The sequence below is a fragment of the Streptomyces sp. NPDC050759 genome, assembly GCF_044456945.1.
In the GTDB taxonomy this organism is placed as follows: Bacteria; Actinomycetota; Actinomycetes; order Streptomycetales; family Streptomycetaceae; genus Streptomyces.
This window is the reverse complement of sequence record NZ_JBITGI010000002.1, coordinates 199,381-222,393: the sequence shown is the minus strand read 5'-3', so window position 1 is coordinate 222,393 and position 23,013 is coordinate 199,381. Positions and strand designations below refer to the sequence as shown.

Sequence of the window (23,013 nt, the reverse complement as noted above, 5' to 3'; positions counted from 1 at the left end):
CATGTCCGAGAACCCTGCGTTGCGCCCAGTGACAGAAGGCACCCAGCCCCCGCTGCTCGAACTACGCGGCATCCAGGCGGCGTACGACCGCATCACCGTGCTGCACGGCGTGGACCTCACCGTCGCCGCAGGCCAGGTCGTGGCGCTGCTCGGCCCGAACGGCGCCGGCAAGACCACCACCCTCAACGTCGCCGCCGGGGCGCACCATCCCTCGGCGGGCACCCTGCACCTCGGCGGCCGCAACGCCACCGGCGCGCGCCCGCGCGACCTCGCCCGGGCCGGCGTCTGCCTCATCCCGGAGGGCCGGGGCATCTTCCCCAACCTCTCCGTACGCGACAACCTCCGCATGATGACCTTCAGCGGGCGCGGCCTGGCGGAGATCGAGGAGCTCGCCTACAGCCGATTCCCGATCCTCGGCGAACGCGCCCGGCAAGCCGCGGGCACCCTGTCCGGCGGGCAGCAGCAGATGCTCGCGCTCGCCCGGGGACTGGCCACCGACCCGGCCGTCCTGCTCCTCGACGAACTGTCCATGGGCCTTGCGCCGGTGGTGGTCGCCGAGTTGTACGAGCACGTCGCCGAACTGGCCCGCCAAGGCGTGGCGGTGCTCGTCGTCGAGCAGTTCGCCGCCGCCGTGCTGAAGATCGCCGACCACGCGGCCGTCCTCGTACGCGGCCGCATCCAGTGGCAGGGCCACCCCGACAGCTCCCTGCACGCCGAACTGTCCTCCTACTACCTGGGGAGCGCGGCATGACGCCGACCACCGAGACCACGACAGAACCGCACACCCTCACGCGCGCCGACCAGCCCCAAGTCCCCACCCGCGCCGACCGGTTCGCCCGCGACCTGGCCGCCCTGAAGATCCCCGACCCGGCCGCCGCACGCCACACCCTGTGGCTGCGCACCGGAGGGCTGCTGCTCCTGGCCGGCCTGGTCCTCGGCGCGCTGACCTACCCTCTCGCTCATGCGAGCGAGGATCCACTGGCCCAGCGCGACGCCCTGGCCATCGGCCTGACCGCAGTGGTGTGCGCGGTGGTGGGCGGGGTGCTGTACCTGCGCTACTCGCTCACCGGCTTCCTGCGCTTCTGGCTGGCGCGTCAGGCGTACGACCTCTCCGAACTGGGCGACCGGCTCACACCCGCCGCCCAGCCGGAGCCGGCCGCCACCGTCGTCCCGGCACCCGAAGCCGACGTGCCCAACGGCGCAGGCCCACGCTGAGAGCGACGCTGCCCGCTTGACGTACGGGGCGGTGGGGTCAGGCCGTCGTGCCGCCGTCCGCGAGGAGGGTGCTGCCGGTCATGAACGTCGACAGGTCGCTGACGCAGAAGAAGGCGACGCGGGCGATGTCGTCCGGGGTGCCGACGCGCCCGACCGGGCTGGTCATCATCAGCGGCATGGCGTCAGGTTCGACGGGGCCGTCGCCTGCTGCGAGGGTGTTGCCCTCCGTCGGGACATAGCTGGGAGCCACCCCGAGCACACGGATCCCGTGCGGCGCCAGCTCCAGGGCGCTCTGCCGGGTGAGCCCCCGTACGGCGTGCTTCGATGCCACGTACGCGCCCATGCCGGGCGCGGTGCCCTCGAACCCCGCGGTGGAGCAGATGTTGACGATCACTCCGCCGTGTCCACCCGCGGTCATGACCCGGGCGGCTTCCCGCGTGCCGGCGAGTGTCCCCCGGGCATTCACCGCGAAGACGGTGTCCCAGGCCGCGTCGTCCATCTGCGCGATCGGGATGTACGGAAAGACTCCGGCGTTGTTGACCCATGCGTCGAGGCGGCCCCAGCGTTCGACGGCGAGGTCCGCGGCTTCGCGCACGCTGCCCGAGTCCGTCACGTCCATTTGGACGCCCACGATGTCGGTGTCATGGCGGTCGGCGAGGTCTGCGGCGGCGGTCTTCGCGAGTGCGCCGTCGATGTCCGCCACCAGCACCCGGGCACCGGCCTCCGCGAGCCGTGCGGCGATCGCCTTGCCGAGGCCGCGTCCGGCGCCGGTCACCACGGCGGTGCGGCCGTCGAGGGAGACGAGATCGTTGAGCGAGCGGGTCGAGACGTCAGGCATGGGCATGAGGTGCTCCTTCGAGGGTGTGGTGGTGGATGGGCAGCGGATGGGATGCGGGCGGGAGCGTGCACTCGCCGTGCAGGTGGCCGGGTCCGGCACGCGGCGAGGTGCTGTCAGGCAGGACGACGGTGGCCGTCGAACCCGGGGGCACCGTGACGTCGATCCAGAAGGTCTCCCTGTCGGCCGACCAGTCGACGCCGATGGTGCCCTGCGGTCCGTCGAACATCCCCGACGCCCAGGTGAGGTGGGCGCCCAGGACGGGGGCTACGACGAACGACTCCCGGGCCGGCTTGCCGGGGGTCAGCACGGCGTACGCGACGTCGGCGTATCCGGCGTCCGCGCGACCAGGACGAAGGCGCCACCCCCGCTGTCGATCCTGAGATGCGTCGGGGCGTGGCCGGGCTCGGACATGGTTCTCCGTAACGGTTGGTGCAAGAAGGGGGGAGGTGCTGCCGACAACGCCGGACTCAGCGGACGGATCGCACCCGGGTGAAGATCAGCAAGCCGCCGATCAGGGCGAACGCGGCGCCTGTCAGATACAGCGCGGTGTAGTTCTTGACGCCGTCCGCGGCGCCGACGCTGATGATCAGCGGAGCGATCAGTGGGGCGAGCGCGCTCGGGATCTTCTGTGAGAACGCCACCACCGCGATATACCGTCCTGCCTCGGCCCGATCCGGCAGCACTGCCATGACGATCGCCTGGTCCACCGAGCTGAACAGCGCGATGGCGAGCTGCATCAGGACCGAGCCGACCATGAGGGTGGGCAGTGAGTACCCGGACGCCTCCACGACGGCTCCGGCGATGAACAGCAGTGCCCCGACGAGCGCGAACAGCCTTCTGCGCCCGAGCTTGTCCGACAGGAACCCGCCGCCGATCGCGCCCGCCATCGCCGCCGCCATGCCGACCAGACCGACGACCGCGACAGCCCCGGCCACCTCCTTGACCGGGAGGTCGAGCCGCTGGGCGTAGAAGAAGGTGGCGAACGTCGTGTTGAAGTACAGCCCCATGAAGAAGACAAACCGGCCGAGCCAGTTCCAGGCGAAGTCGGGGTACTTGCGCGGGTTGAAGACGAAGCTCCCCAGGATCTCCTTCATGGCCACCGGCGCGGCCGGTCCCATGGGGCGCGAGTCCGGCTCCGAGCCGCGTACGGCGAACGCCACCGCGCAGACGACGCCGAGCAGTCCGGGCAGGACGAAGATCAGGAAGGTGTTGCTGAGCGCCGAGGCGATGCCGATGCCGACGACCGGGCCGATCTGACTGGTGAGGCCCGTCAGGCCCGAGACCTTGCCGCGCTGTTCCTCGGGGATGCGGTCGGCCTGGACGGTGAGGATCGCCTGGGTGGCCGTCGCCCACCCCAGCATCGCGAGCACCCAGCCGACCCCGATCAGGAGAAGGTTCGGCGCCACGGCGATACCGGCCAGGGCAAGGAAGCCGAGAACACCGCCGCCGACCAGGAAGGGACGCCGGCGTCCGACCCGGCTGCGGGTGCGGTCGCTCCAGACGCCGATGAGCGGGCTGGCGACGAGGAAGACGGCCTGGGCGATGCCGGTGATGTAGCCGAGGACCTCTTCCCGGCCGGGGGCGAGGTCGTCGATCCGCAAGGTGAGGGTGTACGAGAGCGGGAGGATGTAGGCCATGCCCACGCCGAAGTTGGCGGCCATCATCCAGAAGAGATAACCCCTGCTCACCCGCTTCAGCGGCGGCCCGGAACGCTCATGGGCCGGGGCGGCGGGCGGCTGTGGTCTCGGCGCTGCGTCCGCCTCGGCGGACAGGGATCCTTCGGGCACGGTGACTCCGTCGTCCGTATGTCAGTGCGGCAGCAGCTCAGAGTGTGTGAGGGGAGCGAGGGAAGGACGGGCGAGGGTGAGGTGTTCGCCCCGCGCCCGTACGGGCGGCCGGCGGTGCTCAGGGACGGCCGCGTCGGGCCACGTCACCGAGCCAGGCGAGGCTCGGCTTCGGGCGGCGCTCGAAGGTCTCCCGGTCCACGGCGATCAGGCCGAACGTCGGACCCCAGTGCCCCCACTCGAAGTTGTCCAGGGCGGTCCAGTGCGTGTAGCCGCGCACGTCGATGCCGTCGTCCACCGCCGCGAACAGATGCCGCAGGGCCTCCTGTGTGTAGGCGATGCGGCGGGTGTCGTCGTCGGTGGCGATGCCGTTCTCGGTCACCACGATCGGGATGCCACCCGTGACGTCCCAGGTGTGCCGCACCGCCATGCCGAGCGCGTCGGGCCGGTACGCCGTACCGACCTGGGTGTTGTCGGGCAGCTGCGGATGCGGCTCGATGCCGTCCTTGCCGACCCACTGGCTCGAGTACGACTGGACGCCGACGAAGTCGTCGCCGCGCGAGGCCTCCAGGTACAGGTCCTCCCAGACGTACTGCAACTCGGCGAGCTTCTCCTGCGCGCCCGGGCGGGCGGCGAAGGCCCGGTTGGCCACCGTCCAGCCCACGGCCGCGTCGGTGTGGGTGCGCACGATGTCGCGGACCGCGTGGTGCGCCTTGACCAGGGCCTCGCCGATGGACGTGTCCGGGGCCGGCAGCTGCGGGCGGAAGTCGTTGTCGACGGTAGGGCTCTGCCACACGTCGGACTGCTGCTGTTGCCGCCGGAGCATCTGCTGCTCCATGGTCATCATCATCGCGAGCATGTTGGGCTCGTTCATGGTCGCGACGTACGGGACGTCGCCGAGGATCTCGGTCACGCGCTCGACGTAGGCGGTGAAGCGGTCGACCGCGCGGTCGCCGAGCCAGCCGCCCTCCTCGGCGAACCAGCGCGGGTTGGTGAAGTGATGCAGGGTGATCACCGGCGCGAGGCCGAGCCCCAGCGCGGTGTCGATCATCCGGCGGTAGTGCGCGAGCTCGGCCCGTGAGAACTCACCCGGGACCGGCTCGATCCGCGCCCACTCCACACCGAAGCGGTATGCGTTGAGGCCGGCGTCGGCGAGCAGGCGCATGTCCTCCTCGTACCGGTGATAGCTGTCGCAGGCGTCGCCGCTGCGCTCAAGGCCCGGCACCTGGCCTTCGCGCGTCCACCAGTCGCTGTTGATGTTGTTGCCCTCGATCTGGTGCGGGGCTGTGGCGGCTCCCCAGAGGAAGCGGGTCTCGTCGGGCATATCGGGTCCTTCGGGTGCTCGGGTGCCATGGGCAGAGAGAGGGTGCGCGAGGAGATCGGCGCAGGAGGCGTAGGGGTCGAGCTGCGGCGGAGCGCGTGGGAGGAGCCGTCGCGGGCCATTCGCGGGCTGCTGCGCAAGCGGGTGCTTCACTAGAATGTCACCATCGTGGCTACATTTCGTGGAGATTAAACTCCCGGGTCTGCGGATGGCAAGACCCCGACCGCGAGTCACCTCCAAGACGCAGGAGACAGCATGAGTTCGACCCCGAGCACCCGTCGTCGCGGTCCGTACGCGACGACGCCCGCGCGGCGCTCGCAGATCGCGCGCGCGGCGCTCGCGGGTTTCGCCGAACACGGCTATGAGCGCGCCTCGCTGCGGGACATCGCGGCGCGGGCCGGGGTGACGCACGCGGCGCTCCTGCGTCACTTCTCCGGCAAGGAGGAACTGCTCCTGGCCGCGCTCGCGCAGCGGGAGGCGGACGAGGAGGCACAAGCGGCGCGGATCCTCGCGGCGGGCACCGCGGGATCGGCCGTACTGGGTGCGGTGCTCGCCGACGAGTTCGAGGACCCGGAGTATCAGCGCAACTGGCTTGCCCTGGCGATCGCGGCGACCAACCCGGCCCACCCCGCGCACGAGTTCTTCGCGGGGCGCCGCGAGCGGATGCGGACGCGGTTCCGCAGCGGCCCGCTGAACACCGCGCACGACAGCCCGGACCTGACCGCGGACGACAAGGTCGTCATGGTGCTCGCGATGATGGACGGTCTGCGGATGCAGGCGCTGCTCGATCCGTCTCGCGACATGCTGCGGCTGCTGGAGATCTTCATGCAGACGGTGATCGGCCCTGGGGAGGGCCAGTAACCCGCCAGGGGGTTTTCAGGCTGCGGTGAGACCGCCGTCGAGGAGGGTCCGGCGATGGGTGGCGAGCAGCTCGAACCGGTCGCCCTCCGTGTCGTCGATTTCCGTGATGTGCCGGCGCAGGTACCGGCCCGCGCGCAGTGCTGCCGCGTCTCCGTGGACGCTGTAGAGCTGTACGGACAAGGTGCCGGTGACGGCCGGGTTCACGTGTCGGTGTCTCCTGTCGGGTCAGTGCTGGATGCCGGGTCACTTCCGAACGCCAGGCGCAGAAACGACCCGAGCGGTCCGATGATGTCGAGGTTCTGGTCGAGCAGCCACTGGAGTTGGAGGCCGTTGAGCACGGCCTGCAGGAGCACCGTCGTGTGCTCGGGCGTCAGGCCTTCGTGCAGTTTGCCGAGCTCTGCCCGCTCCCGCATGCCCGCCCCGAGTCGGGTGCGCACCCGGTCGTAGCGTTCGGCGAAGTAGTCGTGCGCCGGATGGTCAGGGCGTGAGGCGGCCGCGGCCAGTTCGATCCACAGCCGCATCAGCTCCGGCGACTTCTGGTGCTGCCGCAGCAGATCGCCGAGATACGGCGCCAGCTGGTCCATCTCGCTGACCTGCGCCAGGCCGTGCTGCCACTCCTCGGAGTCCCGGTCGGCAAGCACCTCGGCGAGCAGCTCGTCCTTGTTGCGGAAGTGGTGCAGGAGTCCGGCGTGGGTGATGCCGGCCCGTTCGGCGATATCGCGCAGGGAGGCCCGGCTGTAGCCGTGCTCCGCGAAACTGTCGCGCGCCGCCCGGATGATCTCGGCCCGCCGGGCCGCCGTCTTGGCGTACGGCCCACGGGATTTGGCCTCGGTCACAGTGCATGTCCTTTCCCGCCCGGTGGTTACCACGTGGTCGGCATTGGGCGGCTGATCGGAGTGTCTCCAGTGGGAGTCAGGAAGGCAAGAGGCCCTCATTTCTGACCTTCAGTCAGGTCACGGTCTGATTACGAAGCTGAACCGCGCACTTCCTGTGCTGGTCACCGCGCCTTACGTTCCCAGTGAAAACCAACCGATTGGTAAGAGTTGGCTCGGTCGCGGTTTCGGTGAACCGTGCGGGGCGGCCTGACGCGGCCCGCCGCCAAGACCCCCGTTCCCCCTGAAGATCCATGACTTCGGCGTACCGCCGTCTCAGTGCCCGGGACCCGCACGTTCCGAGGCGAGGACTCGCGGCGCCGCCAACCAGCAGCGCGGCACGGCAGAGCCGGCTGCGGAGAGGGGCAGCGATGGCCAGGATGCCCATGCACGGACTGCGCCGTGATCCGGAAGTCGATCTGACGGGCGAGTGGCAGTTCCGGCTGCTGCCACATGGCACCTGGAAGGTGGTCCAGGTGCCGGAGCTGTGGACCATGCGTGAGGCCGACGACCGGCCGCACCACACCAACATGCCGATGCCGTTCTCCGAAGGGCCGCCGCACGTGCCTCGGGTGAACCCGGTAGGAGTCCACCAGCGGGTGGTCGAGCTCTCGCCGCGTGCCGGGCGACGGGCCGTCCTGGACGTGGGGGCGGCCGCGGGTCTGCTTCGCGTCACGGTCAACGATCATGATCTGGGCATCAGTACGGACTCCCACCTGGCCGCCGAGTTCGACATCTCGGACCCGGTGATCGAGGGGGTGAACACGCTTCGGCTTTCCGTGGACAAGTGGTCGGAGGCGAGCTACCTGGAGGATCAGGATCACTGGTGGCACTCGGGACGGAGCCGCCCGGTTTTCGTGTACACGGTGGTGGACACGCGGCCGGCCGACGTCAGGGTGTTCGCCGACTACGACCCGCGGGGCGTGAACGGCGATCTCGACGTGGAGGTGCTCACCGCAGGGCTCGACCATCTGCCGGACTCGGGCTGGAGCGTCAGGATCCAGGTACTGGGGCGGACCCGCACGACGCCGGTGAACCCACGCCTCGCGACGGCGAACGTGAGCCGGTCCGCCTACGCCCGCACCGTACGGCCCGAGCCGCTCCTGCCGGCGGACTTCGACTTCTCGGGCCTGGTGAGCCTGAAGGCGTCCGGCGCACCGCTGGAGCCGCAGGTGCGCGACGCGGCGGAGATGGTGACCCGCCACTCCCATCCGACCCTCCGGCCCGGCACGGCGACTTTCCATCTGGGGGAGGTCAACGCCGTCAACCCGGCGGCCCGGTCCCGCTACGGCCTCTTGGGTCGCGACGGCGCTGTGGCCATCCCACCGGACGCGCGCGTCCTGGGCGCGTGACGACTGACGGGGAGCGAGCCCGCCTCTCCTGATCATCCGTCAGGTACTCCCGCCGCAAGTCTGAACCACCTTCACGTGCCGCCTCGTTCGGGGCTGCACGTGAGGTCACCGACGAACTGATCAAGTCCCCGTTTTCCGATTCCCGGACGAAGGAATCCCACCATGCGCATTCCCTCTCAGTACCTCCGGCCGCGTTCACGAACGCGGATCATCGCAGCGCTCGCCGTCTCCTCGGCGCTCTTGGCGGCGACGGCGTGCGACAGCCGGCCCACCGACGCGTCGTCGTCCTCCGCCGCCGGCCAGACGCTCGCGCTGTCGATATTCGGCACGCCGAACTCGTTCGACCCCGCACAGCTCGTCGAGGGGCAGCAGACCTACGTCTGGGACTCGGTCTTCGACACGCTCCTGATCCAGGACAACAAGGGAGAGCTGCAGCCCGGCGCGGCGCAGAGCTGGGAGTACTCCAAGGACGCGCGGACGCTCACCCTCAAGCTGCGTACGGGCATGAAGTTCAGTTCGGGCGCCGCGGTCGACTCCGCCGCGGTGAAGGCCACCATGGAGCACATCCGCAAGACCCCGGGCCAGGGGCAGGCGGCCCTCGCGGCGGTCTCCTCGGTCGAGGCCCCCGACGCCTCCACGGTGGTGCTCAAGCTGCGGCAGCCCGACGGCTCCCTGCTGTGGTCGCTGACCTCGCAGGCCGGAGTGATCGGCGACCCGAAGACCATGACCACCAAGGCCGCCGCCCTGAATCCCGTGGGGTCCGGCCCGTACACCCTCGACAAGAAGGCGACGGTCAACGGCTCCGTCTACGTGCTCACCAGGCGCGACGACTACTGGAACAAGAAGTTCTACCCGTTCAAGACGGTGAAGATCCGGGTCATCGCCGATCCGACCGCGGTGGCGAACGCCCTCAAGGCCGGCGAGACGAACGTGGGCACGGTCGACGTCTCGCAGGTCGACACCATCAAGGCGGCGGGCTTCGATGTCAAGCACGTGCAGGCGACCGCGGGCGCCACCCTGGTCCTGGCCGACCGCGGCGGCAGCAAGCTGAAGGCGCTCGGTGACGTACGGGTCCGTAAGGCCATCAATATGGCCTTCGACCGGGAGAAGATGGTCAAGCAGCTGCTCCAGGGCTCCGGCAAGGCGACCCGGCAGCTGTACAACCCTCAGGGCCAGGCCTACGACCCCGCGCTCGAGAAGGCGTACGCCTACGATCCGTCCGGAGCGAAGGAGCTGCTCGCCGAGGCCGGTTACCCGAACGGCTTCTCGGTCACGATGCCCAGCCTCTTCTACACGAAGCAGAACGAGCCGGCGATCACCCAGGCGCTCGGTGACATCGGCATCAAGGTGAAGTGGGAGCCGGTCCCGGCCCAGCAGAGCGTCTCGGCCCTGCTGTCGCGGAAGTACCCGATGTTCCTGGTCGTGGACGGGCTCAACACCACTCCCATCGAGACCCGCAACTTCTACGGCCCGACCGGCTTCCGCAACGTGTTCGGCTCCACCGACCCGGAGCTGACCAAGCTCCTGCAGCAGGCGGACAAGGAGCTCGACCCGGCCAAGGCCACCGGCATCTACAAGGAGATCAACAAGTTCGGGGTCGAGAATGCCTGGCAGGCGCCCCTCTTCTACATCGGCAGCGACTGGGCCACCAAGAAGGGCATCGCCTACCTCGGCGACGGCTCCTCGACGTTCTCCACCGTCCGGCAGTTCGGCGTCGCCGACTAGTCCACCGAAACGAGCCGCCGAGATGATCCTCTACGTAGTGCGTCGCCTGACCTCGGGCCTGGTGCTCGCGGTTCTGGTGACCATGATCACGTTCCTGCTTCTGAGCCTCTCCTTCGACGACGTGGCGACCAGCCTCGTCGGTACCGGCGCCACACCGGAGGCCATCGCCGCCCAGAAGTCCCACATGGGCCTCGACCGGCCCCTGTTCACCCAGTACGCCGACTGGCTCGGCCACGCCGTCACCGGAGACTTCGGGCTCTCCTACTTCACCAGCGAACCCGTACGCTCGGCCATCACCGCACGACTCGGCGTCACCCTGTCCATCGTCGTCGTCGCGCTCCTCATCACCTGCGTGATCAGCGTGGTGCTCGGGGTGCTCGCCGCCTCGCGCGGCGGCGCCGTCGACCGGATCGCCCAAGGCGCCTCGATGGCCGGCTATCTCATCCCGAATCTGCTGATCGCCATCGCCCTCGTCTACGTACTCGCCATCAAGCTGCACGTCTTCCCGGCCACCGGCTACACCCCCTTCTCCGAGGACCCCGGACGCTGGGCGAGCAGCATCGCCATCCCGGTCGCCGCCCTGATGATGGGCGGCATCGCGAGCCTGACCGCGCAGATCCGCGGCGCGATGATCGGTGAACTGCGCAAGGACTACATACGCACCCTGCGCACCCGCGGCATTGCGACCCGATCGATCGTGCTGCGGCACGCGCTGCGCAACGCGGCGGGTCCCGCGCTGACCGTGCTGTCCCTGGAGTTCATCCAGATGCTGGGCGGCGCGCTGATCATCGAGCAGGTCTTCGCGCTGCCGGGCTTCGGCCAGTACGCGTTCAACGCCTCCTTGCAGGGCGACGTCCCGATCATCATGGGCATCAGCCTCTTCGGTGTGCTGCTCGTGGTGTGCGTCAACCTCGTCGTCGACCTGGTCAACGGCTGGCTCAACCCGAAGGCAAGGATGGTCAGTTGACTACGGACTCCTCTCAAGCGGCCACGGCCCCCACCGCGCACCGCCGATCGGCCCTGCGCACACTCCTCAAGGATCCACAGGCCGTCATCAGCGCGAGCCTGCTGCTCGTCGTCGTCCTGCTCGGTCTGCTCACCCCGCTTCTCACCGATCACGGTGCCAACGCGGTTGACCTCGACGCGGTCAACGCCGGCGTGGGTGAACACGGCTATCTGCTCGGCGGCGACAAGAGCGGTCGCGACATCTTCACGCGGCTCCTGCACTCCATCAACACCAGCGTGGTCTCCGCCCTGATCGGTGCGAGCATCGCCCTCGCCATCGGCGTCACCTTCGGACTCGTCGGCGGGTACTTCGGGCGACGGGTGCGGGGCGTCACCGAGTGGGTGTTCAGCCTGATCATGACGTTCCCCGGACTGCTCCTGCTGATCGTGCTCATGCCGGTGACCAAGGGCGACTTCCGGGCCACGATGGTCGTCTTCGGCGTGCTGCTCTCACCCGGGATCTACCGCCTGGTGCGCAACCTCGTCGTCGGCGTCAAGAACGAGCTGTACGTGGACGCCGCCCGCGTCTCCGGCCTGCCCGACCGGCGCATCCTGCGCCGCCATGTGTTCACGGTGGTCCGCGGACCGGTCGTCATCGCCACCGCGTTCCTCGCCGGATCGTCCATCGCCGTGCAGTCGGGCCTGGCGTTCCTCGGCGTCGGCGAGAGCACGGTGCCCAGCTTCGGCGCGATGATCTCCGAAGGGTTCGGCAATCTCTACCAGGAGCCCCTGCAGTTCCTGTGGCCCAGCCTGTCGCTGGGCATGATCACCGCCGCGCTCGTCCTGCTCGGCAACTCGCTGCGCGACGCGCTGGAGGGCGGCCGCCCCAAGCCGGTGAAGATCACCGCACCCGAGCGGCGCCCCGACGCCGGCACGGCAGGGCATACGGTCACGGGCCTGCTCACCGTCGAGGACCTCGCCCTCGCCTACCCGACGCCCTCCGGAGACCTGAAGGAGGTCGTCAGCGGCGTGACCCTCGCCGTGGAGGCGGGCGAGACCGTCGGCCTGGTCGGCGAATCGGGCTCCGGCAAGACCCAGACCGCCTTCGCCGTCCTCGGCGTCCTGCCCGCGGAAGCGGTCGTGACGCGGGGCTCGATACGGCTCGACGGCCGTGAACTGCTCGGCCTGCGCGAGTCCGAACTGCGCGCCGTACGCGGCACCTCCATCGCCTACGTACCGCAGGAACCCATGTCCAACCTCGACCCGTCCTGCACCGTCGGCGCCCAGCTCGTCGAGGGAGTACGCGCCGCCGCGGAGTCACCCATGTCGCGCAAGGAAGCCCGGGACACGGTGCTCGCCCTGCTGCGCAAGGTCGGCATCCCCGACCCCGCGCGCACCTTCCGCTCGTATCCGCACCAGATATCCGGCGGCATGGCGCAACGCGTCCTGATCGCAGGCGCCGTCGCGAGCCGGCCCCTGCTCCTGATCGCCGACGAACCCACCACCGCGCTCGATGTGACCGTGCAGGCGGAGATCCTCGACCTGCTGCGCGATCTGCAGAAGGAACTGAACATGGCGGTGCTCCTGGTCACCCACAACTTCGGTGTGGTCGCCGACATCTGCGACCGGGTGGCCGTGATGCAGAACGGCACCGTCGTCGAGACCGGCGACACGGAGGACCTGTTCCGCGAGCCCCGGCATCCGTACACCCGGATGCTCCTCGATTCCATTCTCGACGAGGACACACTCCGCGCGGATCCTGCCGCCACCGTGGATGCACTCGGAACGGAGTTGCGATGACTGCGCAACACCTGCTGGACATAAGCGAGTTGCGTGTCGCCTTCCCCGGACGGGGCTTCCGCGCCCGGCCGCACGAGGTCCTGCATGGTGTGTCGTTGAGCGTGGGGGAGGGCGAGACCGTCGGACTCGTCGGCGAGTCCGGTTCCGGCAAGACGACCATCGGCCGCGCCGTGCTCGGCCTCGCCGCGCCGAGCGGTGGCACGGTGCACTTCCAGGGCAAGGACATCACCCACGCCACGGGCAAGGAGCGCCGTGCGCTGGCCCGCGACCTGCAGGTCGTCTTCCAGGACCCGTACAGCTCGCTCAACCCGTCCCTCACCGTCGGCGACATCCTCAGCGAACCGCTGGTGGTGCAGGGCGTGACCGCACGTGAGGCGCGGGCCCAGGTCGCTGGCCTGCTCGACCAGGTGGGGTTGCCCAAGGACGCCGCCGAGCGGCTGCCGCGCGAGTTCAGCGGGGGACAGCGCCAGCGCGTCGCGATCGCCCGTGCGCTGGCGCCCGCGCCGCGGCTCATCGTCTGCGACGAGCCGGTCTCCGCACTCGACCTGTCCACTCAGGCCCGCGTCCTCGACCTGCTCGTGGACATTCAGCGCCGTACGTCGGTCGCCTATCTCTTCATCTCGCACGACCTGGCCGTCATCCGGCATGTCAGTCACCGCGTGAGCGTGATCCGCAGAGGCGAGATCGTCGAGACCGGTTCGGCCGGTCGGGTCACGTCGGCGCCGGAACACCCGTACACGCGGCAGTTGTTGCTCGCCGCGCCCGTTGCCGATCCGGTCGCACAGCGCCGGCGCCGTGTGGAACGCCAACGTCTTGCGGCCGCGGGTGGGGCGGAGGTGGCGTGACTCGCGACCGCCCGACCGGCTCACTTCGCCGGCGCCGGGACCACCGACATCAGGAAGGTGCGGATCGTGCGCTCCACCTCCACCGCCTCCCGGTCGAAGAGCCACTGCTGCAAGGACGAGGAGAGCTCGTGGCGCTCGGCCGGCGCGCGGAAGACCGTCGCGTAGAACCGGTGGAGCCCGCGGTAGCGCTCGGCGTAGAAGGCGTGCACCGGCTGGCCGGGCTGCGCCGCCTCGGCCGACAGGACGCAGTGCAGCTCGACGAGCCCGGGCTGCAGTTCGTTGTCCGCGAGTACGGCGCGCATGCCGCGCAGCGCCTGCAGCGGACGCGCCGCCGCGTCGAGTGCTTCGGCGGATTCGAGGAACGAGGTGCAGCGCCGGTCGCGCAGCTCGAGTACGCCCGGCAACAGGCCCCTATTCCTGTCAACTACGCAAAGAAAGAGATCCCATGCTGAAGCCCCGCCCCACCGCCACCCGTGAGCAGGTCAACCTCGACGGCCTGTGGCGGTTCGCCACGTCTGCCGCCGTCGGCGACCAGCCCTGGACCGGACCGCTCGACACCCCGCTCGAAGCGGCCGTACCCGCCAGCTACAACGACCAGTTCACCGACAGCGCCATCCGCGACCATGTCGGCTGGGTCTGGTACCAGCGTCATGTCCGCGTCCCGCGCGGCTGGTCGGGCGAGCGCGTGATGCTGCGCCTCGACGCCGCCACGCACGAGGGCAGGGTGTACGTCGATGACGTCCTGGTCGCCGAACACGTCGGCGGTTACACGCCGTTCGAGGCCGACATCACCGAACACGTCAGCGCCGGGGGCGAGTTCCGGCTCACCGTCGGCGTCAGCAACGAACTCACCCACACGACGATTCCGCCGGGCAGCATCACCGTCACTCAGGACGGCCGCCGCAAGCAGACCTACCTGCACGACTTCTACAACTACGCGGGTCTCGCCCGCTCCGTGTGGCTGCACAGCCTGCCGCCCGTGCACATCGCGGACATCACCGTCGTGACCGGCATCGACGACAGGACCGGCACGGTGGAGTACGAGGTGGAGACCAGCGCGCCCGCCACCGTGCGCGTGCGGATCCTGGACGCGACGGGCGCGGAGGTCGCCGCGTCCGAAGGGGCGAGCGGCAGCGTCAGGCTGGAGAACGTGACGCCCTGGCGCCCCGGTGCGGCGTACCTCTATGACCTGGTCGCCGAGGTGGTCGACGGTTCGGGAGGGGTCCTCGATACCTACACCCAGTCGTTCGGTGTACGCACCGTGGAGGTCCGCGGCCCCCAGTTCCTGATCAACGGCGAGCCGTTCTACTTCGCCGGTTTCGGCAAGCACGAGGACACCGCCGTGCGGGGCAAGGGGCACGACGACGCCTACCTCGTGCACGACTTCCAGCTCATGGAGTGGACCGGCGCCAACTCCTTCCGGACCGCGCACTACCCGTACGCGGAAGAGGTGATGGACTTCGCCGACCGGCACGGCATCGTCGTCATCGACGAGACGGCGGCCGTCGGCCTCAACCTGATGGTGGAAGCCGGACTGCTCGGCGCCCCGCCGCGGCCGACCTTCTCGCCCGACACCTTCAACGACGACACCCGCGCCGCCCACGCGCAGGCGATCCGCGAGCTGGTCGCCCGGGACAAGAACCACCCCAGCGTCGTGATGTGGTCCATCGCCAACGAGCCGGCCTCCAACGAGGAAGGAGCCCGTGAGTACTTCGAGCCGCTCGTGGAGCTGACGCGCAAGCTCGACGCCACGCGCCCGGTCACCTACGCCGCCGTGATGTTCGCGACCTCGGAGAACGACAGGATCGCCGACCTCTTCGACGTGCTGTGCATCAACCGCTACTACGGCTGGTACGTCGCGACGGGCGACCTCGCGGCGGCCGAGCGGTACATGGAGGGCGATCTGCGCGGCTGGGCCGAGAAGTTCGGCAAGCCGCTCATCCTCAGCGAGTACGGCGCGGACACCATGCCCGGTCTGCACTCGGTGTGGGACCAGCCGTGGACGGAGGAGTACCAGGCGGCCTATCTGGCGGCGAGCCACCGGGCGTTCGACCGGATCGAGGCGGTGGTGGGCGAACACGTGTGGAACTTCGCCGACTTCCAGACCTCCCACGGCATCCACCGCGTCGACGGCAACCGCAAGGGCGTCTTCACCCGCGACCGCAAGCCCAAGGCGGCCGCGCACGAACTGCGGCGACGCTGGCGGGGGCTCGGCGGCCGGAAGCCCTCGGGTGCGGAGAGCTGACGGAGCCTCACCGCTCGGCGGCCCGCGCGGGGTCGCCCTCGTAGTCGTGGAGCACCTGCTCCACGAAGGCGAGGGCCTCTTCGTGCCCGGTCGTCATACCCAGGGCCCGCTCCATCATCAGGTTGCGGCCGACGGCATTGGTGAGCACGAGCAGCACGGCCGGGGACATCCCGGCCGGCAGCCGGGTGCCCGCCTGTTCGAGGCCGCGCGTGAGGGCTTCGAGCTGGACTTCGCGATAGCGCTCCGAGATCGCGGCCAGCTCGGCGCGGATCGCCTTGCGGTGGTTGGCGAGGGCCGCGAACTCCGTGGTCAGGGCGTTGCCCGGATGGCTGCTGAGCCGCCACAGCGCCCGCAGCGGCTGCGGTCCGCTCAGCAGCCGCTCGGCGCGCTCCAGTTCCTTGTCCGCGCGCCGCCGCAGCATGGCGAGGAACAGGTCGTCGAGCGTGCGGAAGTAGTAGAGGACCAGGGCAGGCGCCACCTCGGCCTCGCGTGCAACGCGCCGTACGCCGACGGCCGCGTACCCCTCCTCCAGCATCAGGCGCTGTGCGGTGTCGAGCAGCAGCAGACGCGTCTTGGAGTTTTCGGCACCCATCCGGCGAGGCGTGGCAGTCATGCCCGTCATTGTGCTTGACGCCCTCGAACGGCGGGTGTTAAACAGTCGTTCAGCACCTAAGTTGAACACTCGTTCAGCACGTGAGTACGGCACATGAGTTCGGCCCCTGAGTTCAGCTCCTGAGTTCCGCATGTGAACGGAGGAACGGACCGATGGCACCAACCGGGCGCGCCGCCGCATACGCCGGCACCCGCACCCCGCGCGTCGAGGACGCGCGACTCCTGACCGGCACGGGCACCTACGTCGATGACGTCGTACGCCCCGGCATGCTCCATGTGTGCTTCGTGCGCAGCCCGATGGCGCGCGCTCGCATCCTCGGCATCGACGCCTCCGAGGCCCGCGAACTCCCCGGCGTGCACGCCGTGTTCGTCGCCGCCGACCTCAACCCCGGCGTCCACGAGCAGTGGTACACGCTCAACGGACGCGACGACCCGGACACCCCGCGTCCTCCGCTCGCCGAGGGCGAGGTGCGCTTCGTCGGCGACCCGGTCGCGATGATCGTGGCCGGCGACCGCTACCTCGCGGAGGACGCCGCGGAGTCGGTGATCGTCGACTACGACCCGCTCGTGCCGGTCGTCGACTACGCGACAGCCCTCGACTCTCCGGAGTCCGTGCACGCGGAGCATCCCGGCAACCTCGTCGGTCAGCTCGGCGGACGCCCGATGGCCGACCTCGATCCCGTCTTCGCGAGCGCGCCGCACGTCGTCGGCCAGACCCTGTACCAGCAGTCGCACGGCCCGGTCCCGATGGAGACCCGCGGGATCGTCGCCGAGTGGGCCCCGGCCGGCAGGGAGATGAGCATCTGGGCCTCCACCCAGTCCCCGCACGAGGTCCGGTCCTTCTGCGCGCGGCTGCTCGGCATCGCCGAGCACCGGGTGCGGGTCGTGATGCGGGACACCGGCGGCGGCTTCGGGCAGAAGGTCCTGCCGCAGCGCGAGGACATGTGCGTGATGCTCGCGGCCCGCAAGCTGCCCGCCGCACTCAAGTGGATCGAGGATCGCCAGGAGCACCTCCTCGCGGCAGGCCAGGCGCGCCACGAACACGGCGAGGCGCGCATCGCCCTCGACGAGGACGGCCGCATCCTGGCCGCGACGCTCGACCACGTCCAGGACGCCGGTGCGTACCCGACGCCGTCCCCCGTGCAGAGCGGCATCGCGGTCGGGATGCTCTTCCCCGGCCCCTACCGCATCCCGGAAGGCACGTTCTCGTCGCGCTTCGTCTACTCCAACACCAGCGGCCGCGTCGCCTACCGCGGTCCCTGGCAGTACGAGTCCATGGCCCGCGAAACTCTCCTGGACACCGCGGCCCGCCAACTCGGCTTCGACCCCGTGGAGTTACGCCGCCGGAACATGCTCACCCGCGACGAGCTGCCCACGGCGAACTTCAACGGGATGCCGTACGACCACATCTCCCCGCGCGAGACCTTCGAGCAGGCCCTGCAGATGCTCGACTACGAGGCCTTCCGCAAGGAGCAGGAACAGGTCCGGCAGCAGGGCCGCTACCTCGGCGTCGGAACGTGCACATACGTCGAACCGACCGCCGGCGCCACGCCGTTCCACGCCACCGAGGGGGCGACGATCCGCGTCGAACCCTCCGGCAAGGTCAATGTCTACGTCGCCGGCGGGTCCTGCGGCAACAGCCTGGAGACCACGGTCGTCCAGCTCACCGCCGACGCGCTCGGCGTCGCCATCGAGGACGTCAGCACCGTGCAGGGCGACACGGCCATCACACCGTACGGAGCCGGCACCGGCGGCAGCCGCTCGGGGCCCATGACGGCGGGGGCCATCGAGGAGACGGCCAAGGTGCTGCGGGAGCGCATCCGGGCCATCGCGGCGCACCGGCTGCACGTGCCGCCGGCGGACGTCGAGTTCGCGCGAGGGCAGGCGGCAGCCAAGGGCGCGGACGGGTCACTGTCCCTCGCGGAGATAGCCGACATCGCGTACTACCAGGTGCACGCCCTGCCGCCCGGAGTGCCCGCCGGGCTCGAAGCGAGCGGGCGCTACCACACCCCGCACCTGATGATCTGGGCCAACGCCACCCACGTCTGCACCTGCGAAGTCGACGTGGTCACCGGAGAGGTGAAACTCCTGCGGTACATCGTCAGCGAGGACTGCGGCCCGATGATCAACCCCAGTGTGGTGGAGGGCCAGATCCACGGCGGCACCGTTCAGGGCATCGGCGGCGCGCTCTACGAGGAGCTCGCCTACGACCCGGACGGCAACCCCGTGTCGACCACGTTCATGGACTATCTGCTGCCCACGGCCACCGAGGTGCCGGTCATCGAAGTGGGCCATGTCGAGACGCCGAGCCCCGGGCCCGGGGGCTACAAGGGAGTCGGCGAGGGCGGCGCGATCGGCTCCGCGCCCGCCGTCGTCAACGCGGTCGCCGACGCGCTCGCCCCGCTCGGGGTACGGATCGAGCGACTGCCGCTGACCCCCGCCTCGATCGTGGGACTCATCGAGAAGCAGCGGCAGGGGCAGGCGCAGGGGGCACGCTCATGAAGCCGGCGCCCTTCAGGTACCACGCCCCCGAGACTCCCGGCGAGGTCGTCGGTCTGCTGGGGGAGTGGGGGGACGAGGCGAAGGTCATCGCGGGAGGGCAGAGCCTCGTCCCCATGCTGGCCCTGCGCCTGGCGTCCTTCGGCCACCTCGTCGACCTGCGCCGCCTCGACGAACTGCGCGGGATCGAGCGCCGGGACGACGACACCGTGTGGGTCGGGGCGGCCACCACTCAGGCCGCCGTGCAGCGGTCGGAGGAGGTGCGCGCCGCGGTTCCGCTCCTCGCCCGTGCCACCCCGTTGATCGGTCACTTCCAGATTCGCAGCCGGGGCACCGTCGGCGGCTCGCTGGCGCACGCCGATGCCGCGGCCGAGTATCCGGCGGTGGCCCTGACCCTGGACGCCGAGCTGGAATCGCTGTCGCCGCGTGGCCGGCGCACCATCCCGGCAGCGAACTTCCTCAACGGTGTCTGGACCACGGCCCTCGCCGAGGACGAGCTGCTCACCGGTGTCAGGTTCCCGGTGTGGAACGGGCGCTGCGGGTTCGCCGTCGAGGAGTTCGCCCGCAGGAGCGGGGACTTCGCCATTGCCGGTGCCACGGTCGCCCTCCGCGTGGACCCTGCGGGCCGTCTCGACCGGTGCGCCATCGGCCTGTTCGGGCTCGGCCCGACCGCGCGGCGGGCCACAGCGGCCGAGACCGCCCTGCTCGGCACGGACCCGCTGGAGACGGACGCCGAGGACATCGGCCGGCTCGCGACCCAAGACCTCGACTCCGTCCCCTCCGATCTGCACGGATCGGCCCCTTACCGCATCCGCGTGGGCGCCGCGATGGTCGCCCGCGCCTGGCACGGCGCCGTACAGGAGGCACTCCATGACTGACGCCGAGACCATCGACATCGACATACGGGTCAACGGCGCCGGCCGCCGGGCGGCCGTGGCGCCCCGGCTCACCCTCGCCGACTTCCTGCGCGTCACCTGCTCCCTGACCGGAACCCACCTCGGCTGCGAGCACGGCGTCTGCGGCGCGTGCACCGTGCTGCTCGACGGCGAACCCGTCCGCGCCTGCCTGGTGTTCGCCGTGCAGGCCGACGGCGGCGAGGTGACCACCGTCGAGGGTCTTGCCGGGCCGGACGGTGAACTGTCCAAGGTGCAGGCTGCGTTCAGGGAGCATCACGGGTTGCAGTGCGGTTTCTGCACCCCCGGATTCGTCGTCTCGGTGACCGCGTTCCTGGCCGAGAATCCCAAACCCACCGACGAGGAGATCCGCGAGGCGCTCACCGGGAACCTGTGCCGCTGCACCGGCTACCAGGGGATCGTCAACGCCGTCCGGGCCGCGGCACAGGACACGGCGTGACGGGGAAGGAGGCGCTGTGAAGCTGGAGAACACCCTCAGCATCCCCGTCGCCGTCGACGACGCCTGGCAGGTCCTGCTCGACGTCCAGCGCGTCGCGCCCTGTGTGCCCGGTGCGACGCTCACCGCGAGCGACGACGACGAACACCGCGGCCGGATCAAAGTGAAGCTGGGCCCCATCGCGCTCACCTACAGCGGCACGGTCACCTTCCTCGAGCGCGACGAGCAGGCGAAGGTCGTGGTGCTGGAGGCACGCGGTCGCGAGGCGCGCGGCAACGGCACCGCGAAGGCCCTCGTCACCTGCCGCCTCAGCGACGCCGGTAACGGCCGTACCGCCGTGCACGTGGAGACCGACCTCAGCATCACCGGAAAGCCCGCCCAGTTCGGCCGTGGCACCCTCGCCGAGGTGTCCGGCGCCCTCATGGAACGGTTCGCCGAAAACCTCGCCGCCGAAATCGCGGCCAACTCACCCGAACCGGCCGCGCATTCACCCACGCCGGCGCCCTCCGCCGCACCACTGGACCTGATCGAGGCCACCGGCGCCACGGCTCTCAAGCGGATGGCGCCGCTTGTGGCCGCGGCCCTGCTGATCCTCACGCTCGGCCGCCTGCGCGCCCGGCGCCGCCGCGCCGCGTAACGCCACAGGCACACCACCCGCACCTCCTTCACCCGAGCACGTCCACCCAGAAACGAGGTTCCCCATGCCCGGACGCGTAGAAGGAAAGGTCGCCTTCATCACCGGCGCGGCGCGAGGACAGGGCCGCAGCCATGCGATCCGTCTCGCCGAAGAAGGCGCCGACATCATCGCGATCGACGTCTGCAAGCAGCTCGACGGCGTCAGGTTCCCCATGTCGACGCCCGAGGATCTCGACGAGACGGTCAACCAGGTGCAGAAGCTGGGGCGGCGCATCCACGCCGTGCAGGCGGACGTACGCGACCACGACGCGCTCAAGGCCGCCGTCGACGAGGGCGTCGCCCAGTTCGGCAGGCTCGACATCGTCTGTGCCAACGCGGGCCTCGGCAGCGACGGCGCCCGCCTGGACGTCATGGACGAGAAGACCTGGCGCGACATGATCGACGTCAACCTGACCGGCGTCTGGCTGACCGCCAAGGTCTCCATCCCGCACATCGTCGCCGGCGGACGCGGCGGCTCGATCATCCTGACCAGCTCCGTCGGCGGTCTGCGCGGGCACGCCAACATCGGTCACTACATCGCCGCCAAGCACGGCGTCGTGGGCCTGATGCGCACCCTTGCCTGGGAGCTCGGCGAGCACGGCATCCGGGTCAACTCCATCCACCCCTCCCAGGTCAACACGCCGATGGTCATGCACGAGGACACGTACCGGATGTTCCGTCCGGACCTGGAGAACCCCACGGTCGACGACTTCGCCGCCGTCTCGCAGAGCATGCACCTGCTGCCCACCCCCTGGGTCGAGCCGCGCGACATCAGCGCCGCCGTGCTCTACCTCGCCTCCGACGACGGGCGCTTCGTCACCGGGACCACCACCGTCATCGACGCGGGAGCGATGCTGAAATGACCGTCTCCGACACCACCACCGAGCCCGTCTACTGGGACCCCTTCGACGCGGCCCTGGCCCGCGACCCGTATCCCGTCTACGCGCGCCTGCGCGAAGAGGCCCCGCTCTACCACAACGAGCGGCACGACTTCTACGCGGTCAGCCGCTACGCCGACTGCCAGCGCGGTCTCGCCGACTGGCAGACGTATTCCTCGGCGCGCGGCGACATCCTGGAGATCATCCAGGCGGACATCGAACTGCCGCCGGGCACCCTGATCTTCGAGGACCCGCCCGTCCACGACATCCACCGGCGCCTGCTCGCCCGCGTCTTCACTCCACGCCGTATCGCCCAACTCGAACCGAAGATCAGGGCGTACTGCGAGCGCGTCCTCGAACCGGTCACCGGAGCCGACCGCTTCGACCTCGTGGCGGCCGTCGGCGCCGAGATGCCGATGCGTGTGATCGGGATGCTCCTCGGCATCCCCGAGGCCGACCAGGTGCGCTATCGGGACCGTACCGACGCCACCTTGGAGACCGGGGACGGCGGTCGCATCGACTCCGGCGAGATCCTCAACGCCGAGGGATTCCAGGATTACATCGACTGGCGCAAGAAGCACCCGTCCGACGACCTCATGACCGAGCTGATGACCGCCGAGTTCGAGGACGAGAACGGCACCCGGCGCACCCTCACCGACGAGGAAGTCCTCACGTACTGCACCGTGGTCGCAGGCGCGGGCAATGAGACGACCGGCCGGCTGATCGGCTGGTTCGGCGCGCTGATGGCCCGCTATCCCGAGGCCCGCCGGGAGTTGGTGGCCGAGCCCGCCCTCATCCCCAACGCCATCGAGGAGATCCTGCGCTTCGAGCCGACAGGACCGTTCACGGCCCGCTATGTGACCCGGGACGTGGAGCTGCACGGCTCCACCGTGCCGGCCGGCAGCGCCATCCTCTTCATCCAGGCGGCCGCCAACCGCGACCCGGACCGCTTCCCCGACCCGGATGTCTTCGACATCCACCGGGTGTCGCAGCACATGTCGTTCGGCGTCGGCGCGCACTACTGCCTGGGCGCCGCACTCGCCCGCCTGGAGGGAAAGGTGGCGGCCGAGGAGATCCTGCGGCGCTTCCCCGCCTGGGAGGTCGACTGGGCGGGCGCGGAGCTCGCCCAGACCTCGACCGTACGGGGCTGGAAGACACTGCCGCTCGTCATCCAGAAGCCCTGAGGGGGATGCGGA

At 70.0% G+C, this 23,013-nt stretch carries 23 protein-coding genes; 15 read left to right on the top strand and 8 right to left on the bottom strand.

What is annotated here, in order from left to right; translation table 11 throughout:
* Window position 1 precedes the first annotated feature (1 nt).
* Together ACIBJB_RS06805 and ACIBJB_RS06800 are read left to right on the top strand one after the other, a co-directional pair.
* Window positions 2–751 (top strand): ABC transporter ATP-binding protein, encoded by a 750-nt coding sequence (locus ACIBJB_RS06805; protein WP_398927246.1) that lies wholly within the window; start codon window positions 2–4, stop codon window positions 749–751.
* On the top strand, window positions 748–1,215 hold the full coding sequence (locus tag ACIBJB_RS06800) for a hypothetical protein (protein WP_398927244.1): 468 nt from the start codon (window positions 748–750) through the stop codon (window positions 1,213–1,215). The genes ACIBJB_RS06805 and ACIBJB_RS06800 overlap by 4 nt, the downstream gene beginning before the upstream one ends.
* Window positions 1,216–1,252: 37 nt before the next feature.
* Here ACIBJB_RS06800 and ACIBJB_RS06795 read toward each other — a convergent pair whose 3' ends face one another.
* From ACIBJB_RS06795 to ACIBJB_RS06780, 4 genes are all read right to left on the bottom strand, one after another.
* On the bottom strand, window positions 1,253–2,059 hold the full coding sequence (locus ACIBJB_RS06795) for an SDR family NAD(P)-dependent oxidoreductase (protein WP_398927242.1): 807 nt from the start codon (window positions 2,057–2,059) through the stop codon (window positions 1,253–1,255).
* Window positions 2,046–2,360, bottom strand: a complete 315-nt coding sequence (locus ACIBJB_RS06790; RefSeq protein ID WP_398927240.1) for an alpha-L-rhamnosidase C-terminal domain-containing protein — start codon at window positions 2,358–2,360, stop codon at window positions 2,046–2,048. Before ACIBJB_RS06790 ends, ACIBJB_RS06795 begins: the two co-directional genes overlap by 14 nt.
* Before the next feature lie 160 nt (window positions 2,361–2,520).
* Window positions 2,521–3,840: an MFS transporter gene (locus ACIBJB_RS06785; protein ID WP_398927238.1), complete on the bottom strand. Its 1,320-nt coding sequence runs from the start codon at window positions 3,838–3,840 to the stop codon at window positions 2,521–2,523.
* A 118-nt stretch (window positions 3,841–3,958) separates the two neighbouring features.
* The gene (locus ACIBJB_RS06780; protein WP_398927236.1) at window positions 3,959–5,161 is read right to left on the bottom strand and encodes a glycoside hydrolase family 1 protein; all 1,203 of its coding nucleotides are present in this window, start codon (window positions 5,159–5,161) and stop codon (window positions 3,959–3,961) included.
* 252 nt (window positions 5,162–5,413) lie between these two features.
* On the opposite strand from ACIBJB_RS06780, the gene ACIBJB_RS06775 reads away from it, so the two are divergent.
* Window positions 5,414–6,019, top strand: a complete 606-nt coding sequence (locus ACIBJB_RS06775; protein WP_398927234.1) for a TetR/AcrR family transcriptional regulator — start codon at window positions 5,414–5,416, stop codon at window positions 6,017–6,019.
* Window positions 6,020–6,034: 15 nt separating this feature from the next.
* Here the strand turns inward: ACIBJB_RS06775 and ACIBJB_RS06770 are convergent, their stop codons facing one another.
* Together ACIBJB_RS06770 and ACIBJB_RS06765 are read right to left on the bottom strand one after the other, a co-directional pair.
* Window positions 6,035–6,223 carry a hypothetical protein gene (locus ACIBJB_RS06770; protein WP_398927232.1) on the bottom strand — a complete coding sequence of 63 codons (189 nt, stop codon included), beginning with the start codon at window positions 6,221–6,223 and terminating at the stop codon, window positions 6,035–6,037.
* A complete protein-coding gene (locus tag ACIBJB_RS06765) occupies window positions 6,220–6,855 on the bottom strand; it encodes a TetR/AcrR family transcriptional regulator (protein ID WP_398927230.1) in 636 nt (211 codons plus the stop codon). Before ACIBJB_RS06765 ends, ACIBJB_RS06770 begins: the two co-directional genes overlap by 4 nt.
* Before the next feature lie 407 nt (window positions 6,856–7,262).
* On the opposite strand from ACIBJB_RS06765, the gene ACIBJB_RS06760 reads away from it, so the two are divergent.
* The 5 genes from ACIBJB_RS06760 (at window position 7,263) to ACIBJB_RS06740 (ending at window position 13,558) form a co-directional block, all read left to right on the top strand.
* Window positions 7,263–8,243 (top strand): sugar-binding domain-containing protein, encoded by a 981-nt coding sequence (locus tag ACIBJB_RS06760; protein WP_398927228.1) that lies wholly within the window; start codon window positions 7,263–7,265, stop codon window positions 8,241–8,243.
* Window positions 8,244–8,405: 162 nt separating this feature from the next.
* Window positions 8,406–9,968 carry an ABC transporter substrate-binding protein gene (locus tag ACIBJB_RS06755; RefSeq protein ID WP_398927226.1) on the top strand — a complete coding sequence of 521 codons (1,563 nt, stop codon included), beginning with the start codon at window positions 8,406–8,408 and terminating at the stop codon, window positions 9,966–9,968.
* Between the two features lie 22 nt (window positions 9,969–9,990).
* Window positions 9,991–10,935, top strand: coding sequence for an ABC transporter permease (locus ACIBJB_RS06750; RefSeq protein ID WP_398927224.1), 945 nt, complete (start codon window positions 9,991–9,993; stop codon window positions 10,933–10,935).
* Complete coding sequence (locus ACIBJB_RS06745) at window positions 10,932–12,713, top strand: dipeptide/oligopeptide/nickel ABC transporter permease/ATP-binding protein (RefSeq protein ID WP_398927222.1); 1,782 nt, start codon at window positions 10,932–10,934, stop codon at window positions 12,711–12,713. Before ACIBJB_RS06750 ends, ACIBJB_RS06745 begins: the two co-directional genes overlap by 4 nt.
* Window positions 12,710–13,558 carry an ATP-binding cassette domain-containing protein gene (locus ACIBJB_RS06740; protein WP_398927220.1) on the top strand — a complete coding sequence of 283 codons (849 nt, stop codon included), beginning with the start codon at window positions 12,710–12,712 and terminating at the stop codon, window positions 13,556–13,558. The genes ACIBJB_RS06745 and ACIBJB_RS06740 overlap by 4 nt, the downstream gene beginning before the upstream one ends.
* 20 nt (window positions 13,559–13,578) lie before the next feature.
* Here ACIBJB_RS06740 and ACIBJB_RS06735 read toward each other — a convergent pair whose 3' ends face one another.
* On the bottom strand, window positions 13,579–13,962 hold the full coding sequence (locus tag ACIBJB_RS06735; RefSeq protein WP_398927218.1) for a hypothetical protein: 384 nt from the start codon (window positions 13,960–13,962) through the stop codon (window positions 13,579–13,581).
* Between the two features lie 41 nt (window positions 13,963–14,003).
* Between ACIBJB_RS06735 and uidA the strand changes: the two genes are divergently transcribed.
* Window positions 14,004–15,803 (top strand): beta-glucuronidase, encoded by a 1,800-nt coding sequence (gene uidA, locus ACIBJB_RS06730; RefSeq protein ID WP_398927216.1) that lies wholly within the window; start codon window positions 14,004–14,006, stop codon window positions 15,801–15,803.
* Between the two features lie 7 nt (window positions 15,804–15,810).
* Here the strand turns inward: uidA and ACIBJB_RS06725 are convergent, their stop codons facing one another.
* Window positions 15,811–16,416, bottom strand: coding sequence for a TetR/AcrR family transcriptional regulator (locus tag ACIBJB_RS06725; RefSeq protein WP_398927214.1), 606 nt, complete (start codon window positions 16,414–16,416; stop codon window positions 15,811–15,813).
* Window positions 16,417–16,568: 152 nt separating this feature from the next.
* On the opposite strand from ACIBJB_RS06725, the gene ACIBJB_RS06720 reads away from it, so the two are divergent.
* The 6 genes from ACIBJB_RS06720 to ACIBJB_RS06695 all read left to right on the top strand — a co-directional run bounded on the left by ACIBJB_RS06720 (window position 16,569) and on the right by ACIBJB_RS06695 (window position 23,001).
* Window positions 16,569–18,917: a xanthine dehydrogenase family protein molybdopterin-binding subunit gene (locus tag ACIBJB_RS06720; protein ID WP_398927212.1), complete on the top strand. Its 2,349-nt coding sequence runs from the start codon at window positions 16,569–16,571 to the stop codon at window positions 18,915–18,917.
* On the top strand, window positions 18,914–19,792 hold the full coding sequence (locus tag ACIBJB_RS06715; RefSeq protein WP_398927210.1) for an FAD binding domain-containing protein: 879 nt from the start codon (window positions 18,914–18,916) through the stop codon (window positions 19,790–19,792). The genes ACIBJB_RS06720 and ACIBJB_RS06715 overlap by 4 nt, the downstream gene beginning before the upstream one ends.
* Window positions 19,785–20,267, top strand: coding sequence for a (2Fe-2S)-binding protein (locus tag ACIBJB_RS06710; protein ID WP_398927208.1), 483 nt, complete (start codon window positions 19,785–19,787; stop codon window positions 20,265–20,267). Before ACIBJB_RS06715 ends, ACIBJB_RS06710 begins: the two co-directional genes overlap by 8 nt.
* 16 nt (window positions 20,268–20,283) lie before the next feature.
* Window positions 20,284–20,901, top strand: coding sequence for an SRPBCC family protein (locus ACIBJB_RS06705; protein ID WP_398927206.1), 618 nt, complete (start codon window positions 20,284–20,286; stop codon window positions 20,899–20,901).
* Between the two features lie 64 nt (window positions 20,902–20,965).
* Window positions 20,966–21,802, top strand: coding sequence for a mycofactocin-coupled SDR family oxidoreductase (locus tag ACIBJB_RS06700; RefSeq protein WP_398927204.1), 837 nt, complete (start codon window positions 20,966–20,968; stop codon window positions 21,800–21,802).
* Window positions 21,799–23,001 carry a cytochrome P450 gene (locus ACIBJB_RS06695; RefSeq protein WP_398927202.1) on the top strand — a complete coding sequence of 401 codons (1,203 nt, stop codon included), beginning with the start codon at window positions 21,799–21,801 and terminating at the stop codon, window positions 22,999–23,001. The genes ACIBJB_RS06700 and ACIBJB_RS06695 overlap by 4 nt, the downstream gene beginning before the upstream one ends.
* Window positions 23,002–23,013 lie beyond the last annotated feature (12 nt).

Excerpts from the sequence above, each read along its gene's own strand:
- ACIBJB_RS06805 (WP_398927246.1), top strand. The coding sequence starts at position 2 with ATGTCCGAGAACCCTGCGTTGCGCCCAGTGACAGAAGGCACCCAGCCC.
- ACIBJB_RS06800 (WP_398927244.1), top strand. The coding sequence starts at position 748 with ATGACGCCGACCACCGAGACCACGACAGAACCGCACACCCTCACGCGC.
- ACIBJB_RS06795 (WP_398927242.1), bottom strand. The coding sequence starts at position 2,059 with ATGCCCATGCCTGACGTCTCGACCCGCTCGCTCAACGATCTCGTCTCC.
- ACIBJB_RS06780 (WP_398927236.1), bottom strand. The coding sequence starts at position 5,161 with ATGCCCGACGAGACCCGCTTCCTCTGGGGAGCCGCCACAGCCCCGCAC.
- ACIBJB_RS06775 (WP_398927234.1), top strand. The coding sequence starts at position 5,414 with ATGAGTTCGACCCCGAGCACCCGTCGTCGCGGTCCGTACGCGACGACG.
- ACIBJB_RS06760 (WP_398927228.1), top strand. The coding sequence starts at position 7,263 with ATGGCCAGGATGCCCATGCACGGACTGCGCCGTGATCCGGAAGTCGAT.
- ACIBJB_RS06755 (WP_398927226.1), top strand. The coding sequence starts at position 8,406 with ATGCGCATTCCCTCTCAGTACCTCCGGCCGCGTTCACGAACGCGGATC.
- ACIBJB_RS06750 (WP_398927224.1), top strand. The coding sequence starts at position 9,991 with ATGATCCTCTACGTAGTGCGTCGCCTGACCTCGGGCCTGGTGCTCGCG.
- ACIBJB_RS06740 (WP_398927220.1), top strand. The coding sequence starts at position 12,710 with ATGACTGCGCAACACCTGCTGGACATAAGCGAGTTGCGTGTCGCCTTC.
- uidA (WP_398927216.1), top strand. The coding sequence starts at position 14,004 with ATGCTGAAGCCCCGCCCCACCGCCACCCGTGAGCAGGTCAACCTCGAC.
- ACIBJB_RS06725 (WP_398927214.1), bottom strand. The coding sequence starts at position 16,416 with ATGACTGCCACGCCTCGCCGGATGGGTGCCGAAAACTCCAAGACGCGT.
- ACIBJB_RS06720 (WP_398927212.1), top strand. The coding sequence starts at position 16,569 with ATGGCACCAACCGGGCGCGCCGCCGCATACGCCGGCACCCGCACCCCG.
- ACIBJB_RS06715 (WP_398927210.1), top strand. The coding sequence starts at position 18,914 with ATGAAGCCGGCGCCCTTCAGGTACCACGCCCCCGAGACTCCCGGCGAG.
- ACIBJB_RS06710 (WP_398927208.1), top strand. The coding sequence starts at position 19,785 with ATGACTGACGCCGAGACCATCGACATCGACATACGGGTCAACGGCGCC.
- ACIBJB_RS06700 (WP_398927204.1), top strand. The coding sequence starts at position 20,966 with ATGCCCGGACGCGTAGAAGGAAAGGTCGCCTTCATCACCGGCGCGGCG.
- ACIBJB_RS06695 (WP_398927202.1), top strand. The coding sequence starts at position 21,799 with ATGACCGTCTCCGACACCACCACCGAGCCCGTCTACTGGGACCCCTTC.